General features: G+C 40.1%; 17 protein-coding genes and 1 pseudogene. 14 read left to right on the top strand and 4 right to left on the bottom strand.

From position 1 onward, the window contains the following. Positions 1-367 precede the first annotated feature (367 nt). From pstS to V7L31_RS22200, 9 genes are all read left to right on the top strand, one after another. Entirely contained in the window at positions 368-1,411 is a 1,044-nt protein-coding gene (gene pstS / locus V7L31_RS22240; protein WP_334698274.1) for a phosphate ABC transporter substrate-binding protein PstS, read from the top strand. A gap of 188 nt (positions 1,412-1,599) precedes the next feature. Beyond that, a complete protein-coding gene (pstC, locus tag V7L31_RS22235) occupies positions 1,600-2,601 on the top strand; it encodes a phosphate ABC transporter permease subunit PstC (RefSeq protein WP_334698273.1) in 1,002 nt (333 codons plus the stop codon). A 71-nt stretch (positions 2,602-2,672) separates the two neighbouring features. Then, entirely contained in the window at positions 2,673-3,554 is an 882-nt protein-coding gene (gene pstA / locus V7L31_RS22230) for a phosphate ABC transporter permease PstA (RefSeq protein WP_334698272.1), read from the top strand. Positions 3,555-3,747: 193 nt separating this feature from the next. Beyond that, entirely contained in the window at positions 3,748-4,527 is a 780-nt protein-coding gene (gene pstB, locus V7L31_RS22225; protein ID WP_334698271.1) for a phosphate ABC transporter ATP-binding protein PstB, read from the top strand. Positions 4,528-4,895: 368 nt separating this feature from the next. Then, on the top strand, positions 4,896-5,675 hold the full coding sequence (locus V7L31_RS22220) for a phosphate ABC transporter ATP-binding protein (RefSeq protein ID WP_179065392.1): 780 nt from the start codon (positions 4,896-4,898) through the stop codon (positions 5,673-5,675). A gap of 186 nt (positions 5,676-5,861) precedes the next feature. Then, complete coding sequence (locus V7L31_RS22215) at positions 5,862-7,010, top strand: IS1/IS1595 family N-terminal zinc-binding domain-containing protein (protein ID WP_334698270.1); 1,149 nt, start codon at positions 5,862-5,864, stop codon at positions 7,008-7,010. A 210-nt stretch (positions 7,011-7,220) separates the two neighbouring features. Beyond that, positions 7,221-7,925, top strand: a complete 705-nt coding sequence (locus tag V7L31_RS22210; RefSeq protein WP_334698269.1) for an SDR family oxidoreductase — start codon at positions 7,221-7,223, stop codon at positions 7,923-7,925. A gap of 106 nt (positions 7,926-8,031) precedes the next feature. Continuing rightward, positions 8,032-9,108, top strand: a complete 1,077-nt coding sequence (hppD, locus tag V7L31_RS22205) for a 4-hydroxyphenylpyruvate dioxygenase (protein ID WP_334698268.1) — start codon at positions 8,032-8,034, stop codon at positions 9,106-9,108. Positions 9,109-9,187: 79 nt separating this feature from the next. Further along, positions 9,188-9,880 (top strand): HAD family hydrolase, encoded by a 693-nt coding sequence (locus tag V7L31_RS22200; RefSeq protein WP_334698267.1) that lies wholly within the window; start codon positions 9,188-9,190, stop codon positions 9,878-9,880. Between the two features lie 158 nt (positions 9,881-10,038). Here V7L31_RS22200 and V7L31_RS22195 read toward each other — a convergent pair whose 3' ends face one another. Continuing rightward, positions 10,039-10,665: a CPP1-like family protein gene (locus tag V7L31_RS22195; protein ID WP_334698266.1), complete on the bottom strand. Its 627-nt coding sequence runs from the start codon at positions 10,663-10,665 to the stop codon at positions 10,039-10,041. A gap of 647 nt (positions 10,666-11,312) precedes the next feature. Between V7L31_RS22195 and V7L31_RS22190 the strand changes: the two genes are divergently transcribed. Then, positions 11,313-12,032, top strand: a complete 720-nt coding sequence (locus V7L31_RS22190; protein WP_334698265.1) for a response regulator transcription factor — start codon at positions 11,313-11,315, stop codon at positions 12,030-12,032. 810 nt (positions 12,033-12,842) lie between these two features. On the opposite strand, the pseudogene V7L31_RS22185 reads toward V7L31_RS22190, so the two are convergent. Continuing rightward, positions 12,843-13,034 (bottom strand): annotated as a pseudogene (locus V7L31_RS22185) (DUF2811 domain-containing protein); the annotation flags it as partial. A 484-nt stretch (positions 13,035-13,518) separates the two neighbouring features. On the opposite strand from V7L31_RS22185, the gene V7L31_RS22180 reads away from it, so the two are divergent. Next, the gene (locus V7L31_RS22180) at positions 13,519-14,778 is read left to right on the top strand and encodes an MFS transporter (RefSeq protein WP_334698264.1); all 1,260 of its coding nucleotides are present in this window, start codon (positions 13,519-13,521) and stop codon (positions 14,776-14,778) included. A gap of 230 nt (positions 14,779-15,008) precedes the next feature. Continuing rightward, positions 15,009-16,076 (top strand): alpha/beta hydrolase, encoded by a 1,068-nt coding sequence (locus V7L31_RS22175; protein WP_334698263.1) that lies wholly within the window; start codon positions 15,009-15,011, stop codon positions 16,074-16,076. Between the two features lie 218 nt (positions 16,077-16,294). Here the strand turns inward: V7L31_RS22175 and hisIE are convergent, their stop codons facing one another. Further along, a complete protein-coding gene (gene hisIE / locus V7L31_RS22170; RefSeq protein ID WP_334698262.1) occupies positions 16,295-16,945 on the bottom strand; it encodes a bifunctional phosphoribosyl-AMP cyclohydrolase/phosphoribosyl-ATP diphosphatase HisIE in 651 nt (216 codons plus the stop codon). Between the two features lie 320 nt (positions 16,946-17,265). Between hisIE and hemL the strand changes: the two genes are divergently transcribed. Both hemL and V7L31_RS22160 read left to right on the top strand, forming a co-directional pair. Next, positions 17,266-18,564: a glutamate-1-semialdehyde 2,1-aminomutase gene (gene hemL, locus V7L31_RS22165; protein ID WP_334698261.1), complete on the top strand. Its 1,299-nt coding sequence runs from the start codon at positions 17,266-17,268 to the stop codon at positions 18,562-18,564. Positions 18,565-19,312: 748 nt separating this feature from the next. Further along, the gene (locus tag V7L31_RS22160) at positions 19,313-20,221 is read left to right on the top strand and encodes a polysaccharide deacetylase family protein (RefSeq protein ID WP_334698260.1); all 909 of its coding nucleotides are present in this window, start codon (positions 19,313-19,315) and stop codon (positions 20,219-20,221) included. Between the two features lie 521 nt (positions 20,222-20,742). On the opposite strand, the gene V7L31_RS22155 is transcribed toward V7L31_RS22160, so the two are convergent. Beyond that, the gene (locus V7L31_RS22155) at positions 20,743-21,597 is read right to left on the bottom strand and encodes a fasciclin domain-containing protein (RefSeq protein WP_334698259.1); all 855 of its coding nucleotides are present in this window, start codon (positions 21,595-21,597) and stop codon (positions 20,743-20,745) included. Positions 21,598-21,675 lie beyond the last annotated feature (78 nt).

Below are 21,675 nucleotides of genomic sequence, written 5' to 3'. Positions count from 1 at the left end.
CTGTTCGTGGGTAAAGCATTTAAATCAAGTTATAGAAACTGTAAAAAAATATTTTTTATTTAAATTAAACTTAAATTTTTCATCAGGATGTTTTTACTAAATTAATGTATTTAATAAAATAAGCTGTTCCATATTTAAATTGCATAAGCTGGGCACTCATGTTGCCCACCCTACAAGAGTTATGTCTAATTTGATTATGCAAGTTAGATGTTTTTAGCTGATCAATAAGTAGAAATATTTAAAAGTAAGATTTAAACACATCTTAATTTTTTGTTTATCAATTTTTAAAGAAGCTTTAACCATAAAAAATGTAGCCTATTTAAGGCTGGAATTACAGCAGGAAAAGATTCCTTTAATCAGAGGTAATATGATTTTTTCGACCGCCATTTTGAATCGTGTCGTTGTTACTTCAGTGGTGACAACTTCTATTGCAGTGAGTCCATTTTTTAGTGCGATCGCACAAGCTGAAACCTTGAACGGTGCAGGAGCAACTTTTCCGGCTCCCCTTTACGAACGTTATGCTCGTGAAGTCAAGAAAAAATATCCAGACTTGAAAATTAACTACCAAGCAATTGGTAGCGGTGGCGGTATTCGTCAAGTCATCGCTGGAACCGTTGACTTTGGTGCTAGTGATGCTGCAATGAAAGATGATGAAATCGGTCAAGTCAAGAATGGTGCAATTTTAGTACCTACAGCAGGCGGTGCTGTTTCTGTTGTTTACAATCTTCCAGGCGTTAATAGTCTCAAATTATCCCGCGCTACACTACCAGCAATTTATTCAGGTCAAATTACCAAATGGAATGACGCAAAAATTAAAGCTGATAATCCGGGTGTGAATCTACCAGATCAAACAATTAAATTTGCTGTTCGCGCTGATGGTAGCGGTACAACTTTTATTTTCACTAACCACTTGAGTGCAACCAGTGGTTATTTTAAAGGCAGAGTTGGAGCTAACACTGCTCCAAAATGGAATCTACCAAACGTTCTCAAAGGTAAAGGTAATCCAGGTGTAGCTGCTATAGTAGCTCGCACTCCTGGTTCTATTGGTTATGTAGAATATAGCTACGCTGTCCAAAATAATCTGAAATCAGCACTGATACAAAATAAGAAAGGAGAATTTGTTGCTCCTTCTTTAGAATCTGCAAATGCGGCTTTATCAACTGTTAATTTTCCAGACAACTACCGTGTTTTTGTAGGAGATCCAGGACAAGGTTATCCCATCGTAGGACTCACCTGGATTATTGTTTACAAACAGTATGCTAATGCTTCTAAAGCTGATGCTATTAAAAAATGGATTAATTGGGTATTGAAAGATGGTCAACAATATAACGATGACCTCAATTACACCAAGATTCCATCTGATGTGGTAAATCGGGTACTTCAGACAGTAAATAGCACTGTCAAACCTTAATTTGTAACCTTACTATCCAATAAATAAATTATCCAATATTGTGGGGTGGGCAACATGAGCGCCCAGTCCATCCCCACAAGAGTTAATTGGATATTTTGTTATTTGGAAGTCCCCTATCTGGGATTGCTGTATTAGGGTGAGTTTTTAACTCACTCTACTAATAAAAAAATCTATTTTATTGATTTGTAATGGCAAATTCATCGGAACCAGCCGATAGCAATTCATCAGATGATTCAAATCTAGATGATGAAAGTTTTAATCTAACAGCGATCGGCGGCACAAATTTCTGGTTTGACCAAAGTTTTACACAGTTAGTATACTTTTTTGCTGTGATTACCGTTGCAGTGCTATTTTTGATGAGTTGGGTAATTTTACACGAAGCTCTACCAGCTATTCAGCAGTTTGGATTAGGGTTTTTGTGGGGGCAAGATTGGGATACAGGTAATAAGATTTTTGGGGCATTACCCTATATTTATGGAACTTTGGTAAGTAGTGCGATCGCTATTTTATTTGCTGTCCCAATTGGAATAGCAGTAGCCTTAGTCACGAGTGAAAATTTCTTACCTTCATCGCTCCGAATCATCCTAGCATTTGTTGTTGAATTAATCGCAGCAATTCCTAGTGTAATTATTGGTTTGTGGGGAATTTTTGTTTTTATTCCATTTCTCGAACCTCTCCAAAAATGGCTAGCCAGTACTTTGAAATGGATACTACTATTTAACACAGAAGATCCTTCGGGGACTAATATGTTGACTGCTGGAATTATTCTAGCCATCATGATTTTGCCCACAATGGCAGCAATTACTCGTGATGTCTTAATGGCTATCCCTAAAGAATTACGTAGTGCATCTATGGCTTTGGGTGGCACTCGCTGGGAAACAGTTTTTCGGGTCTTGTTACCAGCTGGATTTTCTGGAATGGTGAGTGCAGCCATGCTCGCTTTAGGACGTGCTTTGGGTGAAACAATGGCTGTCACTATGGTGATTGGCAACTCTGCTCAAATCAGTGCTTCTCTACTCAATCCAGCCTATACGATTCCCTCTGTATTAGCTAATGAATTTGCCGAAGCTGAACCGGGACTGCATATAGGCGCTTTAAGCTATTTAGCATTGATTTTGTTTGGGTTGACTCTAGCTGTAAATATTGGCGCTGTACTCTTAGTTAAGTGGGTTGGCAGGAAAAATAGCTAATACTGCTTATGTTTAAAATTTCCACAAATATTAGTGTAGCAAGACATTTATCAATCAAAACTTGAAAAAATATGAGTGGTTATATCCAGTCAGAAAATGATGAATCTTTAGCGAAAGAATTATGCAGCCCTTTGCCAACAGAACGAGTAATATTTACTTATGCAATGAATGCGATCGCATTTGGTTTGACAGGTCTAGCACTCATTCCTTTATTATCAATTTTGTGGGAAATTCTCATCAGAGGAATATCTGGATTGAAATCAGAGATGTTTGTCAAAACAGTGATTGACAATGGCTTTGGTAATGCCATCCTGGGAACCATAATTATGGTAGTAATTGGTGCTATTTTAAGCATTCCCACAGGTATCATGACAGGAATTTTCTTGGCGGAATTTGGTCAAGGCAATCCCATCGCTGGATTTGTTCGTTTTATCACTAATATTTTGACAGGTGTGCCTTCAATTGTTGTCGGCGTATTCGCTTATGGTGTAATAGTTTTAGTAACTAAAGGATTTAGTGCGATCGCAGGTGGTTTTGCTTTAGCCGTAATTATGCTACCTGTAATTATACTGACAACAGAAGAATCCTTAAAACTTATTCCCACATCTCAACGCCTCGCTTCCGCTGCTTTGGGCGGAACTCGCTTCCAAACAACTTTTCGCATCATTGTAACTGCTGCAATCCCCGGAATTACCACAGGTATTTTATTAGCTGTAGCTCGTGCAGCTGGGGAAACAGCACCCTTAATTTTTACTGCTTTATTTAGTCTAGATTGGTCAGAAGGATTGTTAAGTCCAACAGCTTCCTTACCAGTATTGATTTTTAATCTCTACAACGACCCAGATCCGCAAAAAGGCCAATTAGTCTGGACTACTTCTATAGTTCTACTCAGCTTAATTTTATGTGTAAGTATTCTTTCTCGCTTAGTTATTAGACAGAGAAGACTAAATTGAAGAAGAATTCAGAATTCAGAAGTCAGAATTCAGGAGCGGAGCCGGAGACGCTCCGTCTCTGGTCAGAATCAAGACGCAACTCGAAAATACTCGCTACCGCTTCGGAGAAAATTCATTCTGAATTCTGACTCCTGACTACTGAATTCTGTTCGATAAAATAAATTTTTGTTTTTGTTTCGCACCTTGGGAAAGCATGAGTAACCTAATTCCAGCCATAAAAGTTAAAAATATCAGCTTTTACTATGGCACTATAAAAGCAATCGAAAAGGTATCAATAGATATTTATCAAAATCAAGTAACCGCAATTATTGGCCCTAGTGGTTGTGGTAAATCTACCTTCATCAAAATTCTTAATCGTATTAGTGAATTAGAAGGCCCCGTAAAAGTTGAAGGAGATGTAGAATTTTTTGGTCAGAATATTTATGCCCCTCGTGTCAACATCAATCGGTTACGCCGCCAAATTGGTATGGTCTTCCAAAAACCGAATCCTTTTCCGATTAGTATTTATGAAAATGTTGCCTACGGGATGAGAATAGCGGGTAGATATTCAAAATTAGAATTAGATGAAATTGTCGAATCTGCACTTCACAGTGCTGCTCTTTGGCATGAAGTCAAAGATAAGCTGGATAAATCCGCTTTAGGGCTTTCTGGTGGTCAACAACAAAGATTATGTATTGCCCGTGCTTTAGCAGTCAAACCGAAAGTTCTATTGATGGATGAGCCTTGCTCGGCTCTTGACCCCATCGCTACGATGAAAGTTGAAGAACTGCTCCATAGTTTACAGTCTGAGTTGACAATTGCGATCGTTACCCACAATATGCAGCAAGCTGCTCGTGTCTCTGATTTTACGGCTTTCTTCAGCACCGATGAAAGTCGCATTGGTCAAATGGTTGAATTTGGCGCTACAGAGCAAATCTTTAACAACCCACTAGATCCCCGCACCCGCGACTATATTTCAGGGCGTTTTGGTTAAAATCTTATAGCAGTTTTCATGTATTTGAACCACATCTGTTTCCTAATTCAGGTTTTAGGAATTGTGTGTACACCGTAGTAGTCTGTCAATAAATAATTGATGGATAAATTACCTGTAGAGACGGCAATTTATCACGCCTCTCTAAAGATATAGTTAAGGTGTGAAAAAGGGGTATAAAAAGTCTTTAAAAGATAAATTTAGGGACACGGCTTGAATACAGGTATTCATTAACCGTTTATCTGCTGTATAGCTACCATGTAGCTACGTAATTTCCATGAATATCTCCTTTTGGGAGTAACATAGTGAAACAGCGGCGCTGATTTGTACTGTTTTACCTAGTCAAGTTTTGTTTCACACGTTTTGGGAATATGAGTAAACTAATTCCAGCTATCAGAGTCAAAAACTTCAGCTTCTATTACGACACTCAAAAGATAGTTGAAGGCGTGTCAATGGATATTTACCAAAACCAAATCACAGCAATTATTGGTTCTAGTGGTTGTGGCAAGTCTACTTTTCTTAAATCGTTAAATCGCATGAGTGAATTAGAAGCAGAAGTGAGAGTTGAAGGAAAAGTAGAATTTTTTGGACAGAGTATTTATGAGCGTCGTGTTAATATCAATCGCTTACGTCGCCAAGTTAGTATGGTTTTTCCCAAGCCAAATCTTTTTCCTATGAGCGTTTATGATAATGTTGCTTATGGGGTGAAATTGGTTGGATGGCATCCGAAAGTAGAATTAGATGGAATTGTTGAATCTGCCATCAAAGCTGCCGAACTTTGGGATGAAGTTAAAAATAAGCTGCACAAATCTGCTTTAGAACTTTCTGGTGGTCAACAACAAAAACTATGTATTGCTCGTGCTTTAGCAGTCAAGCCGAACGTTTTGTTGATGGATGAACCTTGTTCAGGTCTTGATCCTTCAGCCAGCATAAAAATTGAGAATTTAATCCATAATTTACGTTCTGAATTAACAATTGTGATTGTTACTCACAATATGCAGCAAGTTACTCGCCTATCTGATTTTACAGCTTTCTTTTGTAGTAATGAAAATCGGATTACTCAAATGGTTGAATTTGGTACTACAAATAAAATGTTTACTAACCCCGTAGATTCTCGCACCCGCGACTATGTTTTCGCCCGCGTAAGTTGAAGAGTTTCTAAAATTCTAGCTATTTAGAGGGTTACTATATGAAGCAAGCGGAAATTAAGGGTTAAATTTAATTTCCTCTTGCCTTGAATTTTTCTTGTGTTGGGCAATACGAACTGACATTTGCAGTATTTTTTTATACTATATATTTAAAGACAAGTATCTGCTCTAGACCACCTGAATCATAAAATGAAATGTCCCCGGTGCGAATCTACTTCATATCGTAAAAATGGTCGTCGGAATGACAAGCAGAATTACCTCTGCAAAAATTGTGGTAAACAATTCCTTGAGCCTGTATTCCCTGCTTCTCTAAAAACTGACTTGCTTGCTAATAGTAACGGGCATACAAAAGTATCTACGGCTGAAGCAACGGAACTTTCTTTAGTGAACAACTTTCTAGAAGAAAAAATCACAGAGAAAAGCCTTGACTCTTTTAGTTTGAGATTAGCTGAAGAATTACTGCAAGTTATCTTATCGGCTGGTTGGCTAGAATCTGCTGCATTTAGCCAATTTATCCAAAAAATTCAACAAAAATCCGAAATTAAACATCAATTAGAAACAGGAATTTCACTTCTGCTTTTGGATGCAGAAAACTTAAAATTAGATGTGAATTCAGAATTATTTTTAGCCAGTATTTGTAAGTATCCTCTCCAATTTAAAATGGCATTTGCTAACTGGAGAAATCCTAGTATTGGGAAGAAAGATATTGAATTATATAATCGTGGTTATCAACTTGTCCATGTGCCAGAGGGTAAGGATAGCGCTGATGCAAAAATGATTGCATTTGGTGCTTGTATTTTACGCTCTTATCCAACAGTTAAAGAAATTTTAGTCTGTTCTAGCGATGGAATTTTAATTCACCTCTGTAACGAACTCCAAAACCAGGGATTGATTGTTTATTGGGTACGTAGACAAGGACAAGCTTTGCATATAGAAAACCGAAATACTGCCAAATTAACTTATTATTCTTTAACAATGGCAACAGAAGTTCCATCTTTGGAAAAAGTGGTTGAGCAAATTCAAGATTTAATTAAAAATGAACAAAATTCAATCAATGCTCGATTAAACAGTTTAGCAACGATAGAAAGTTTATTTCAAGAAAGAGCCAATATCAACATTAAACATCATCCTAAGCAAGCAGAAATTGAGGAAATAAGCCCGATTTTAGATAACTTATCTGCACAATCTATTCAAGAAGAAAATTCTTCGGTAATTTTTAATAAAAAAACGTTAGATGAATTACTATTAAACATTATTAAGGATATACAACTCAAGTCACCTAAAACTAAATTATCTGTGTCTAAGTTAGGTTCCGAATTACAGAAAATAACCGGATAATCTCCTAATTCAATTATTAAAAAATTAAAGTTAGGTTACAATTTTACTAAATATTTAGAATCATCTCCCACATTTACATTAAAAGCGAGTGGTAAGGAATATGAAGTAATGCCGCTACTCTCCGAATAGATTTTTTCTGGATATTTACCTACAACCTGAGCCTGTAATTCTGTATTATGTAAAAAGATGTAAAGAAATGTAAATAATAAGATGCAAGATAAAGTCGTTGTTATTGTCGGTGCTACTGGTGGTATTGGTTCAGCTTTAACATACAAACTTGCACCTACAGGAGTTCGGTTGGTATTGGCTGCGAGAGATGCCAGTCGTTTAGCAACACTGGCAAATGATTTACCAGGGGAAGTTTTGAGCGTTCCTACAGATATTACTGACCCTCAACAGGTAGATACTTTGATAAAAAAGACCATCGCTGAGTTTGGTCAAATCGATATTTTAGTGAATGCAGCTGGTGCTGGTATACTCAAGCCCTACAACAGCCTGGAACCAGCTGATTTAGACAAGATGCTAGATGTCAACTTAAAAGGCAGCTTCTACACCACTCAAGCGGCTGCTGAAGAGATGCAAAAGCGCAAGTCTGGTCACATCTGTAATGTAGTTGGAATTCTAGGCAAGCATTCGATGGGGATGGCAGCGGCTTATTCTGCTTCTAAGTTTGGTGTTGTCGGTTTCAGCAAGTGCATGGCAGAAGAACTCAAGCGTTTTGGTATCAAGTTCACGCTATTCTACTTTGGTGGGGTAGATTCTCCTTTCTGGGATAACGTCAACCTAAAAGTAGACCGGAAAAAAATGCTTAGTCCTGAAACTGCTGCCAATGCGATTTTCTTTGCCCTTTCTGCCGAACCGCAAGCTGTACCAATGGAAATTAATATTCAACCTGATAGTCATCTGTTCTTTTAGAGTGGGAGTACGCTTAGATAATTCTTGCTTAGGAAGGACGTGAAAATCTAGCAAAAATGGCAAAATTTACAGAGATATAAGCTGTTATGCTGTATTTTCAGTATTTATGAAAATTGATCACGTTCATTTCTATGTAGAAGACGCGAAGGTATGGCGGGATTGGTTTATACACCATCTTGGTTTTCAACCAGTAGCCGATCGCATCAGTTCATTTCATACTTGTACAGAAGTGGTGAAAAGTGGTGATGTCTGCTTTTTTCTGTCTTCACCACTGTTGCCTACCAGTCCAGTAGCCGAGTTTCTGCGTCAATATCCCCCTGGTGTGGCAGATGTGGCTTTTGCTGTTGAAGATGTCGAAGGCGCGATCGCACTAGCTCAAATGCACGGTGCTACAATTCTGCAATCCATTCAGGAACGCCGGATAGGTACGGCATTTATCAAATGTGGCAAGATTGCCGCTTGGGGTGGACTGACTCATACTTTGATAGAAAGGTCATTAGTCAGTAGTCATCTGTCATTAGTTTTTGACAAAGGACAAATGACCAATGACAACACTTTTACCGCCATAGATCATATAGTGCTGAACGTCGCAGTTGGGGAATTAGAGAGTGCTGTGGCTTGGTACGAAAAAATCCTAGATTTTCAACCCCAGCAAGCATTTAAAATTAAAACCAATCGTTCTGCTTTACACAGCCAGGTGATGGTTTCGCGCAACGGTAGCGTCCAATTGCCAATTAATGAACCGGCTTCTAGCAATTCTCAAATTCAGGAGTTTCTCGATGTCAACCGGGGGCCAGGAATTCAACATATTGCCTTGCGGACGAATAATCTTGTAAGTGCGATCGCTAAATTTCGTGCTAATGGTTTATCCTTACTCTCGGTTCCCCAAACCTATTACACCCAGCTAAAACAGCGTCCAGGACTCACACTATCACCTCTAGAACTGGATGCGATCGCTCAACAAGAAATTCTGGTGGACTGGCAAGAGTATACTCCCGTAGGGGCACAACAAACCGCACCCCTACTACTGCAAATTTTCACTCAGCCCATTTTTGAACAGCCAACATTTTTCTTTGAGTTTATTGAACGCCGTTTCCAAGCTAAAGGTTTTGGTGAAGGTAATTTTCGCGCCTTATTTGAAGCCATTGAAAGCGAACAAATCAAACGCGGTACTTTGCAGTAGAATGCTGATACTAAATTTATCTCTCGAAAAATAGCCGTACATCTGAGATAATCTTAATAAAAATTAACATTTCCCGCCGATGCTAAGACTGATTACTGACTTCGACGGCCCAATTATTGATGTTTCTGAACGGTACTACCGTGTTTATCAATTCTGCTTAGATAAAACCCGTCGTCCAAACCAAGTAGTGCAAGAACTTCCGAAAGCGGAATTTTGGGAGTTAAAGCGATCGCGCATTCCTGAAAAACAAATCGCCTTAAATTCAGGGTTAGACGAAGCCCAAGCCCAAGAATTCGCCCAATTACGGCGGCAAACTGTGCATACAGAAGCTTATTTCAACTATGATACTCTCGCGCCTGGTGCTGTGGATGCACTGTTAAAAATTCAACAAGCTGGCATTGATTTAGCAGTGATGACGATGCGCCGAGTTCGAGAACTAGATTATGCTTTCAAAAAATACGATTTAGGTAGATTTTTCCCAGAAAACCGTTGTTATTGCCTAAATAACGACTACGTGAAAACTCGTGATATTGAAGATAAGCCCTTGTTAATGGCTAGGGCATTACAAGAATTGCCCCCCGCTGCTGATACCTGGATGGTGGGAGATACAGAAGCCGATATCACCGCTGCGAAAAATTATAATATTAAAGTGATGGCTGTAGAGTGTGGGATTCGCGATCGCACCCAATTGGAACTTTACCACCCCGACTTAATAGTTAAAGACTTTAGCACTGCTGTAGATTTAGTTCTAGAATCTCAACGCCTTGCCTAGAAAGACTCTGTAGGCTGCAACAGCTTGAATCAATACCATATCCGTAGTGAGGGTACACGTATATGCACCCTTACCGCGTGTTAAAACCAAGAAAAATAACACAAATCAATCATGTATTCTTTTTAAAAGTTTCTAGAAGCTTCCTTACGGCTATCGATTTAGCGTAGAAAGCTACTAACCAACCAAAAGAATATAAACGTCAGTACAGTAGAGAACTGATTCGATGACAGATTGAGGAATGGTATTTGTGGTAAAAGCCAGATAGCAACTAGTCCCCCAGCGATTAAGCCAATTATTAAAGTAAGCAGGGTGAGTAAAACTGCCCGGCCAAATTTGCCTTCCTTACGATTGAGAAAGTAAATACTAGTGCCTACACCAACCACCAATGCCAACTGTAAAACCTGCTCGCCTCCCTCTGGATAGAACAGGCTAATAGAACTCAAACCAAGAAACCAAGCTCCTGGTAAAAGTATATCCGCAGGCGATGGCTCATCGATTAGCCGTTGTAGCCATGCAGGTGACTGCTGGCGAGGGATTGGACTTTCTTTAGGAGGCGATTGCACTCGCAACTCTGGAAACCGGATACGTTCAGGGACTTTGATTTTACCTTCCTGGCGCATCCGTAGGCGATCCATTAAAATCGCATCGTAAGCCGCTTCAATTACTTCTAAATGCTTGGCATCGCCATTGTGTTGCTCGAATAGGCGATTACGAGCATCCTGAATTTCATCGAAGCTAGCCTCTTCTGATACCCCAAGTTTTTCGTAGGGATTTTGATCGCTCATGGGAGTTTATTACTTCAGCCTCAGTCAGCGGCAGTCTTTATGTCGAAGAAAAAACAGCTTTAGGTTTTATTTTGATCGAAACTAAAGTCTCGATCTACTTTATGCCCTACCAGGATAGTAGCACGGGTTAGTTTGATCGACTTTGTAATTTCAACTATAGTCACTTTAACATATCGCTATAACTCCGTGTATACCCTCATGCCGTTGCTTAATTCTGGCTCTAATCTAGAATTTGATCGGAGAGTACCTAAAAATGCATAGTTTTTATGAAAAAATCAACTTTCCTATTTCAAATTTGGCAACTTACAGTGCCCTAATAGATTTTTTTTAACTATACTGAATAATCGCTTGTGGTATATATCCGCATATCGATTTAAAATTAAAACGTTTTAAGTTACCACCTAACTGGGATTAAGAGGTGTTTTGGTATCAAGAACTGTTGCGACTAAAGGCAGAGCGCTTATATACTGTGCATAACAGAAATTTCGCGTTCTCATCGCCCACAATCCTGATTAGAGTATTTATTTTTGAATGATCGGGATTCTTATACCGTAGCCATGTAGATTCTTAGTTAGTGCCAAAGTGGCAACTGCGTTTTTACGCAATTCTCTTGTTAATCTTACGAATTTTTGTGCAAAGTAATGGTCATGGCTCCCGCCAAGATTCTTGTAGTTGACGACGACCCTGCGGTTCGGAATTTAATCCAACGCTTTTTGATTAAGCAGAACTATCAGGTGGAGGCTGCCGAAGATGGAAAGACAGCCTTAACTCTATTTGAGCAATTTAACCCTGATTTGGTGATTCTAGATGTGAATTTACCAGATGTCACAGGGTTTAACCTCTGCCAAGAGATGCAAAGTCGTAATGGTGTTTTTGTTCTGATGTTGACTAGCCGTGCTGACGAAGCTGACAAAATTCGTGGCTTTGCTAAAGGTGCTGACGACTATCTCACCAAGCCTTTTGGGCTAGGAGAGCTAGAAGTCAGAGTCGGAGCTATTTTGAGGCGTCAGCGAGTGATAACTACGGCCGAGCAGAAACGCTTGGTATTTGAAAAACTTATGATTGATCCGGTGCGACGGGAGGTAGCACTCAATAATCAACCAGTACCTTTAACTGCTCTGGAATTTGACTTGTTGCATTTTTTAGCCAGTCATCCCGGCCGAGTTTGGCGGCGTGCAGAACTCATCCAAGAGGTCTGGGATTATGAATATGTCGGCGACCAGCGGGTTGTAGATGTACATATTGGCCAAATTCGCAAGAAGATTGAAATTGATGCTAGTCAGCCGGCATTAATTCAAACTGTACGCGGCGTAGGCTATAAGTTTGAATCTCCTGCCCATCCCCAGCAATTGGAAGCCAAGTCCTGAGTTTTATAGTCTAGAGTTTTTTAACTCTTGACTGTTGACTCTTGGGGCAGATATTTAGTGAATTTCTTTGACTTTAGTAAAAGACAAATTTAGACAATCAACATAGGTAGATATTCCTTAAATACAGAAAAAGCCTTCTCTCGTTTCCAGTTTCTTGCTGGGAATGCTTATTGTGGGGCTACCAACATCTGAATTTGCGGTAGCAACCCAATAGACCTCTTGCAAAAGTGCTTTTTGCACTCTCGTGGTTAAAAGGGCAAGGGGTAAAATGCAAAACTTTTACCCCTTGCCCTTTGCCCGACTTCTGCAAGAAGTCTAATGATGTTCATTTCTACCCAGAGGCTAGAAACAAGAATTTCCTCTTGTGTTTTGGCTGTACGAACCAACAAACATGTTTGTAAGCTGTTACGTATACAACTTGCATTATCAGGGCGGGCAAGATGCCCACCCCACAACTATATTGGAAAAATATTAGTGCAAATTAAAGGCGTAACAGCTTATCCAAGAGAAAACCGCTATATAACAAATACTAACGGTCAGCTAATATACTACTCAAATCTGGCGCTATTACCAACTAGTTTTGGCAATAGAAGAAACTATTGGAACCTTTTTAAAGATCAGAATCTACTGATCTTTTTTGTTGTAATATTGCCGATCGCTATTGGCTTAAAATTCCGTTAATGGGACATGGTATGCAATGCCCCATTAATAAGGGTATGAGCCAGAATAACGCCTTCATACCAGTACCTACGGGGTATCTAGTAAATTAGCTGTTGCTGGTAAGTCGGTACAGGGCATTTCTACTGAGGAGTGGTGGAACAAAGTTTCCAGATAGACACGAGCAGCACGGCGATCGCTATCTCCATTTTGAAGTAAAAACAATGATAGCGCCGCCGTCAGTACTCTGTTTTCATCCCAATCAGGATGGGTTTCTAAGTAGTTTTTTAAGGATTCGTGGAGTGTTTCGGGAATTTCTGTAAAGATGCTAACCGTTGCTTTCATGAGATTTTCCTCCTATGAGGATAATCAAGAGGGACAAGTTGCTTGCGGTAAAGCGGCTTAGGGCTTCACACGCTCTTTCGCTATCCAACAATCTACGCTGATATTCATTGGTAACATATTTTACACATTTGATGCCAACGGTTGAACGGATTACAAAAGCAAGCCGCATCATTGTGCGCCAAGAGGGGGTGGGTTTGTCAATGCTGCGAAATGTTAAAAACGATTGTATAAAAAATAAATGCGAACGAAAGAATAGGACTTTAAGCCAACTTTTCGTTACTTAACTTCATGAAAACTCAGTCCTTAAACTTCTTTGCTACTGATAATTAACAATCCCCAGTCAGACGGTAAGAAGCCTATTAACTCGTATAGCACCTGTGGAAAACTGCTAAAATCCCTGTGGAAACCCTGTGGAATGAGTGAGGAAAATAGTAGCCAATGATAAGAATTACAAAAATGTCATCAACCTATGACATTTAAACTCATGAAATTAGCTTCTCAATCTCAGTTATCATCGTGGTTGCCATCGATACATCCTCAGGTCTGGATTTTCGCAATTGGGAGATTTTTCTCAGAAGTTGGTACTGGCTTCACCCTGTTTTATGCCCCCATCTTTTTTGTCAATCAACTCGGTTTATCTGCAACCAGTGTTGGGGTAGCCTTGGGTAGCGCCTCGATTTCCGGCATCGTCGGGCGGATTGGAGGTGGTTCTTTGGCTGATTCTGGACGATGGGGACGCCGCCGTACTTTGTTGCTAGCCACGGCGATTTCAGCAATTGGTTCTCTAGTTTTAGCGGCCACCAATAATTTCACTACTTTGATAATTGGTAGCTTGATTAGCGGTTTAGGGATAGGTTTCTATTGGCCGGCGGCTGAAGCTGTGGTTGCTGACGCCAGCCAAATTGACAATCGCCGCGAAACTTTTGCGATCGCTCGACTAGCTGATAATCTGGGGTTAGCGATCGGAATTGTGCTTGCTGGGTTTTTAATTGCAATTATTGGGAGTTATCGATGGCTATTTGTGATTGATGCCATCTCGTTTATGGTATTTTTTGGAGTTGTCTATGTGGGAGTTAGTGAAACCGAACAACAGCAGATAGAGAATTCTGAAAAGACAGAACTTTTTGCTGCTTGGATGGCAGTATTAAAAGATAGGCGTTTCCTAGTCTACATAGCAGTTAATATATTTTTCACAATTTATATTTCTCAAATCCACAGCACCCTACCGCTTTACTTCAAAAACTTTGTCTTTGTCGAAAGTACCGCCAAAGGATTTGCTGAAACTACTATTAGCGGATTATTTGCTTGGCATTTAGTATTCGCTATTATTTGTCAGTTACCTGTCACCAGCATCTTAAAAAGCTGCTCTCACACACTGGCGCTGACTGTTTCGGCTATTTTCTGGGCAATTGGTTTTGGACTAATTTGGGTAAGCGGCACTGCCCCATCTCATCAACTAGTTTGGGTAACATTAGCATTGGGAGTATTTGCAGTGGCGATTGTTTCTTATACCCCATCTGCTGCTTCTTTAGTGACTGAGTTAGCCCCAGAAAATCAGCGCGGCGTTTATTTTTCCATCAACGCTTTGTGTTGGGCAGTTGGCTCTTTTATTGGTCATCCCTTGGGTGGATGGGCATTAGATAAACCACAAATTATTACCAATAGTTACTGGCTAGGGTTCATTTTGAGTGTAGCGATCGCCGTAGCAATTTTACAGTACCTCAATCGAATTTTGGCTGAGTAACATACTTCTCAAAGTGTAGACGTTCAATGACTTCCTCTCCGTGGCGCTATCGGTAAAGCTTTAGCTGTTATCGCTGCTCTCGAAAATTGGTAGAGTTGATAAGACTACCCAACGGCTTTTTTTGTATCGTCGGCAATGCCTATCTACAGAAAACGCTACGCAAACAATTAGGATTTATGAGATATTTAGGTCATCTGGTGCTGAGTATGTGTAGTTGCATCGTATTAGTGATGACGACTACAATGCCCTGTTTTGCCGCTGAGAAAATTGTTTTTCGCTATGGTGTGTTTGAAGAATCACTACCTATTGCTGATTTACGTAAGTATGCACAAAGGCAAGAAGTTTCTTCTGATTTGCAATTTTTTCTCAAATTTTTCAGTCGGGAAGAACAAAAAGAGTTTCATCAGGCGCTACAAGTAAAAGCATCTCTTGATATTGTGGCTTTGGATAAGCTGTTAAATACTAAACTAGCTAAAGAAATTCTATCTGCGGTTTCCCAAGGTATCGCCCGTAGTGACCAAGCCGGGGTACAAGCACTAGATGCGGCTGCAATCATCGGGGCGAATTCTCAAGAGGGTTTGGGTATCATCAGCTTTCTGGAAGCATATCCTAGTCAAAGACTAGTTATTAATGTTCCAGCAGTCTTAGAAATAGCAAGTAAGTTAAATCTATCTCCTATTGAAATACCACCTAAAGATAACTTAAGTTCTACACCTTTATGGCAACTTGAAGTTCAATATCAGCAATTTGCTACTCAAGGAAAGCAATTCCAGGCTTGCTTGTTTGGGGATTCTGTAACTGCCGAAATGGGTAATACTCTGGGGAAAGGTACTTTTAATTTCGCCTTAAATGGGATAAGCGGGATTTCACTTGTTGAACAACTAAAACTTCTCATCCCAACTAAAATTAAATGCGAAAAAGCTGTGATTGCTATTGGGGGAAATGATGCCTGGTATGGATTAAGTGATTCCTTATTTGCGAACAAACTCCAAGATTCAATTTCCTTAGTGCGAAGCCTTGGGAGTAATCAAATATTCTTAATTCCCGCTTTTTACTCAACAGTTGCCGCTAGTAAAGATCCAAGTATTTCAGCAACAAACCTTCGGGTAGAGCAAATCAATACTGTGATGAATCAAGTTGCAATTAAAAATAATATACCATTGGAAATACAACAGGTTCAATCATTAAATGAGAATAATGCTTTGAAAGATGATTTCAGTTCAGAAGATGGTGCTCATTTAAATAATGAGGGAATAAATATTTATCGGCAGGCTTTATTAAAGATTCTAGGTATATAACGAGATTTGATTAACATGAAACAACCAAAAATCAATCTCATTAAGAACTAAAAAGATAATCACCATAAATAAATTGAGCGCAAAAAATACCAAGTCCGTTTACAGAGCAACTAAATTTGTTTATGGGGATCAATAATTTTGAATTCGGAGCGTATCTCTTTGGGGATCTTGCTACGCGCAGCGTCTTCAAGAGTTGCGAAGTGACTTGTTTTTTCGCTCTACTGGCGACGCTCTTGTAACTTGCGATACACCGATTTTAAATCAACTTGATGGTGAGCTAAGGCAACCAAAGTATGATATAGCAAATCTGCAACTTCACCTGCGATCGCATCTGCTTCATCATCCTTAAAAGCCATTACTACCTCGGCGGTTTCCTCACCGATCTTTTTCAAAATTTTGTTATCACCACCTGCGAATAGTTTACAGGTGTAAGAACTTTCAGTAGGATTGTCACGGCGATCGCAGATTACTTGAAACAATTGTGACAATGTATCCCCTGGTGGTGCGGCAATTTCTCCTTCTATTTGGTGAAAGCAACTGCGCTCTCCAGTATGGCAGGCAACATCTCCTAATTGCTCCACACCGATAAGCAGCGCATCACTATCACAGTCATAACGGATACTCTGAACTTTTTGGATATGTCCCGAAGTTGCCCCCTTGTGCCATAATTCTTGTCGAGAACGACTCCAAAACCAAGTTTCTTCAGTTTCTAAAGTCTTTTGTAACGATTCCTGATTCATCCATGCCATCATCAGGACAGTACCATCCAGATAATCTTGGACAATTGCAGGCACTAGACCCCGCTCATCATAGCGAATTTGCTCAACCGGGATAGTGTAATGCAGCGATCGCGAATCGTTAGAAGACATACCAGCTAGTTTGCTCTAATGAGAATAACTTATGGATTCACGATACCATTCAGAATAGGGCAAGTAGTATATTTTTTGGAATTGAACTATGTTATCTAGCTGTGACATACTCCTAAACTGATGCAAAGATACAGTTTACGGAAGATCCTGGTATGCCTTAAATCATCAAGTTTGAATATGTAAAGTCAAGTCTTCATTGGACTTGCATAACATATTGTTATTTTTTTGGTTCAGCTAATTCTATACGATAGAAATTCTAAGCAGTGTTTGACCCTATTCTAAGATAGAGCTTTTTATTGCCCACTGTTAGGAGATGAACCTTGGTAAATACCACAATTAAAACAACAAAATCACAAGAAGTCTTTGCCGCTGCTCAAAACCTCATGCCCGGAGGAGTTAGTTCTCCAGTTCGTGCCTTTAAATCTGTGGGCGGACAACCCATCGTTTTTGATCGTGTTAAAGGCGCATATATTTGGGATGTAGATGGCAATCAATACATAGACTATGTAGGCACATGGGGCCCAGCTATTTGTGGTCATGCTCATCCAGAAGTCATTGCAGCGCTGCATGAAGCCTTAGAAAAAGGTACCAGTTTCGGCGCTCCCTCAGTCCTAGAAAATGTTTTGGCAGAAATGGTCATCGATGCCGTTCCTAGTATCGAAATGGTCAGATTTGTCAACTCTGGAACTGAAGCCTGTATGGGAGTTTTGCGACTGATGCGGGCTTTCACCAACCGCGAGAAAATCATCAAGTTTGAAGGTTGCTACCACGGACACGCCGATGCATTTCTAGTAAAGGCGGGTTCTGGTGTTGCTACACTTGGTTTGCCAGACTCACCAGGAGTACCTAAATTAGCAACTAGCACCACTCTAACCGCACCTTTCAACGACCTAGAAGCCGTCAGAGTTTTGTTTGAAGAAAATCGCGACGAAATTGCCGGTGTCATTCTTGAGCCAGTCGTCGGCAATGCTGGATTTATTGCTCCTGATGCTGGCTTCCTAGAAGGGTTACGGGAACTAACTCACGAATATGGAGCATTATTGGTATTTGATGAAGTAATGACAGGCTTCCGCATTGCTTACGGTGGCGCTCAAGAAAAATTTGGCGTCACTCCCGATTTAACAACCTTAGGCAAGGTAATTGGTGGTGGTTTGCCAGTAGGAGCCTATGGTGGTCGTCGAGATATTATGTCAATGGTTGCTCCCGCCGGACCCGTATATCAAGCTGGGACACTTTCAGGTAATCCCCTGGCGATGACTGCTGGCATTAAGACTTTAGAATTGCTGCAAAAGCCAGGTACTTACGAGTATCTTGACCGGATTACTAAAAAACTAGGAGATGGTTTGCTGCAAATTGCTAAAGAAAATGGTCATGCAGTTTGCGGTGGTCAAATCAGCGCCATGTTCGGCTTATTCTTTACTTCTGGCCCAGTTCATAACTACGAAGATGCGAAAAAGTCTGACACAGCCAAATTTGGACGCTTTCATCGCGGTATGTTAGAGCATGGTGTTTATTTAGCACCTTCTCAATTTGAAGCTGGGTTTACCTCTTTTGCTCACACCGAGGAGGATATCGATCGGACTTTAGCAGTTGCATGGGATGTAATATCGAGCTTGTAACCCGTTAAAGGATTTCCAAATAAAAAAGTATCCTGTAACATTTTGTAGGGCAGGCATCTTGCCCATTGGTGTCTACTTTTGCCCGGCGAATGGAATTCCCTGCGGCACACTGCGTGAACGCGGCTACACAGGCAAAGTCCGCCTCCTCGGACTAAAGTCAAATTAAGAGTTTGAAACCCACGGAGGTGAGTTTTGGTTGTGTAGACGCGGTTTCTAACCGCCCGTTTCGCGTTAATTTGATACCAATGCATCTTGCCCGCCCCACAAAATAGATGATTTATTTACAGAATTTTCCACAGCTAATGGTATAAACTCATCTTGGACGGTTAAGGATCAAAGAAATTTTTTAACAGGTCTGCCCTGTGCCTTTATCACTAAGGAAGGTCACATCTTCGTCATAATTTTGCAATGGCTTCGCCAATAGGATATGCAATATTTAACCTACATCAAATATATTCATGTTAAGAAGGCAGGATTAATTGCCTTTTACAGTTCTCGAAATTCCCCTCATCCCTATAGTCTACAAAAATTAACGCTTAAGTTGGCTCTCACCTTCATAGCGAGGATTTTACATTATAGATATTAGATTATCCGTCGGGTAAGGCATTTTTTCAGAGTCAGCGTTGGAGCTAACTTTCAAAAAATACCAATCATACTGTAGCTTGCGTAGCAAAGCTTATCAGAGTATAAAAAAATTGCCAGAATTCTTGTGAAAAAAAGATGGTTCTAGCCTTTAAGGAGCTATGAAGTGGAGGAAAAAAAGTCATTTTTTGGTCTACAAAAAATATTAGTTACGTTGCTGGTCTTAAGTACTGGTTTGGGTGTTGGGGCGATGATGCTTATCAAGTCAAGCTCTTCTGAGGCTCAAAGTACAGACAATATAAATGTCAGCAATCTACCAGCCAAGGTTGGAACTCAGCAGATGATTGAAGACCTAAAAGCGACGATGCTGAGAATTTGGCAGCAACAAGCACAAATAAAGAGTCTCTCATATCCTGTGCCATTACGCTTTCAAGGGGAAATAATTGAGGCGGCAAAACTTACTCCTGACCAGAAAGTAATTGCTCTCACTTTTGATGATGGGCCATGGCCTGAGAGTACCGCGCAAGTACTAGATATTCTTAAACAAAATCAAATCAAAGGGACATTTTTCCTCATTGGGCAAAACGTGAAGAATTATCCAAGCTTAGTCAAGCGGGAGATTGCTGAAGGTCACGTAATTGGCAATCATACTTGGCATCATTGGTATCAATTCTTGAATCCCCAAGCAGCTGCTTATGAAATTGACCACACAGCAGACTTGATTTATAAAGTTACAGGGATTAAAACAAATTTGTTTCGACCGCCAGGGGGAATCATGCACAATGGGGTGGCTGCTTACGCTAGAAATAGCAAATATGCCATCGTTCTCTGGTCGTCTGACTCTGTAGACTACTCGCGTCCGGCTGTACCAAAATTAATTAATAATGTGTTCAGGCAGGCCAAACCAGGTGGGATTGTGCTAATGCATGATGGTGGTGGTAATCGTTCTAAAACAGTACAAGCTTTACCAGAAATTATTGCTAACTTTCGCAAACAGGGCTATAGCTTTGTTACTATCCCTGAACTTTTAGAAATGCAAGATAAAGATATAAAGCGGATTGCAAACAAAAAGTAATTGTTATTGAAACAGAATTCAGGAGTCGTAAGGGTACAGCATTGCTCATTGGTGTCAACTTACAGCAGTTTTCGATCAAACTCACCACAAAAATGAATTCTAAAACAAAGCCCAGCATTGGTTTTAGTATTTTTATATGTAGCGCGTTTGATTGCAATTTGCTGTAAGCTAAAACCCTCTTCAAATCTCGTTTCTAGCCTCTGGCTGGAAATACTGCTTTTGGCGGTAGCTATGCAGCAGGGGAGTTACAAAATCCCCCTAAATTTCTTGAATCTGAAAAAGTGATTGATTTTTTGTGATATCAAGTCTTTTTCATTGCACTTTATTCACCTTTTATCCCAACTCAAGGCATTGATTTATCAAGTTTTTCTGTTTATTCAGCAACCCCTATTTACCTGAAAATAGCTGTAACTCACCATTCTGACAAAAAACCGTCCAAAATTGACATCTGAACGGAGTTTTTATCTATTAATAATTTATACCAACCTAATTATCTTTTCGGTTGTACTGATACCGTCAAACTACAAGTCAGGAGGTAAAATCACCTGATCAATTGCGTGGATTACACCGTTAGTACCTGTGATATCTGCTTGTGTCACTTTCGCATCATTGACAGTCACACCAGTTGCAGGATCAACCTTAACGTTGATTGTGCCACCTTCAAGACTTTTAACTTCACCAGACTTTAAATCAGTAGACAATACCTTACCAGACACTACATGGTAAGTTAGGATTTTGATCAATACTTCTTTATTGTCTGGTTTTAACAATTCTTGTAAAGCATCTGGTGGCAATTTAGCAAAAGCTGCGTCAGTGGGTGCAAAAATAGTTAAGTTATCTTTGCCTTGCAAGGCTCCGGTCAATCCTGCTGCTTTCAAAGCCTTAGTTAAGGTGGTAAAGGAAGCGTTGGACTCTGCTAAGGCTAACAAGTTCTTGCCTTGATTGTCGCTTGCCCCTGGCCCTGGTGGAGTTGTAGAAGGTGTCTTAGTGGATGGTGGGGTAGGTTTAGTTTCCGGGATAGGACGTGGGGTGCGAGGTGTAGGTTCACTAGGTGTAGCGCCACTACCACGGTTATAGGGAGGCTCGTTGAAAATACTTGGTTTGGGATTTAGAGTTCCACCACTATTTTGTGTATTCTGTGCTACAGGTTTGCGTTTGATATTGTTCTTTTCTGTTTCGGAAGCGGCCTCAGCAGGTGTGTATTGAGCATCTGCTTGAAGGCGTTGACCCTTATTATAGGGGGCTTCGTTGAAAATACTGGGGTTAGGATTTAGTGCCTCTTTCGCGTCAGATGGTAAAGTAATGAGGACGCTGAAACTAGTAAATCCCGCTATGCCTGCCAAAGTAGTCAGCAATTTGCTGTAATTTGTCTTCATAAATTTTGTTTGTCTTTTTGTCCACACATTACATAAAGATTTATAACATTTTGCTATGCACAAAATCTAACCGAAGCG

Origin of the sequence: Nostoc sp., assembly GCF_036916655.1 — a bacterium.
Classification (GTDB): Bacteria; Cyanobacteriota; Cyanobacteriia; order Cyanobacteriales; family Nostocaceae; genus Nostoc.
This window is presented reverse-complemented; position numbering and strand designations above follow the sequence as displayed.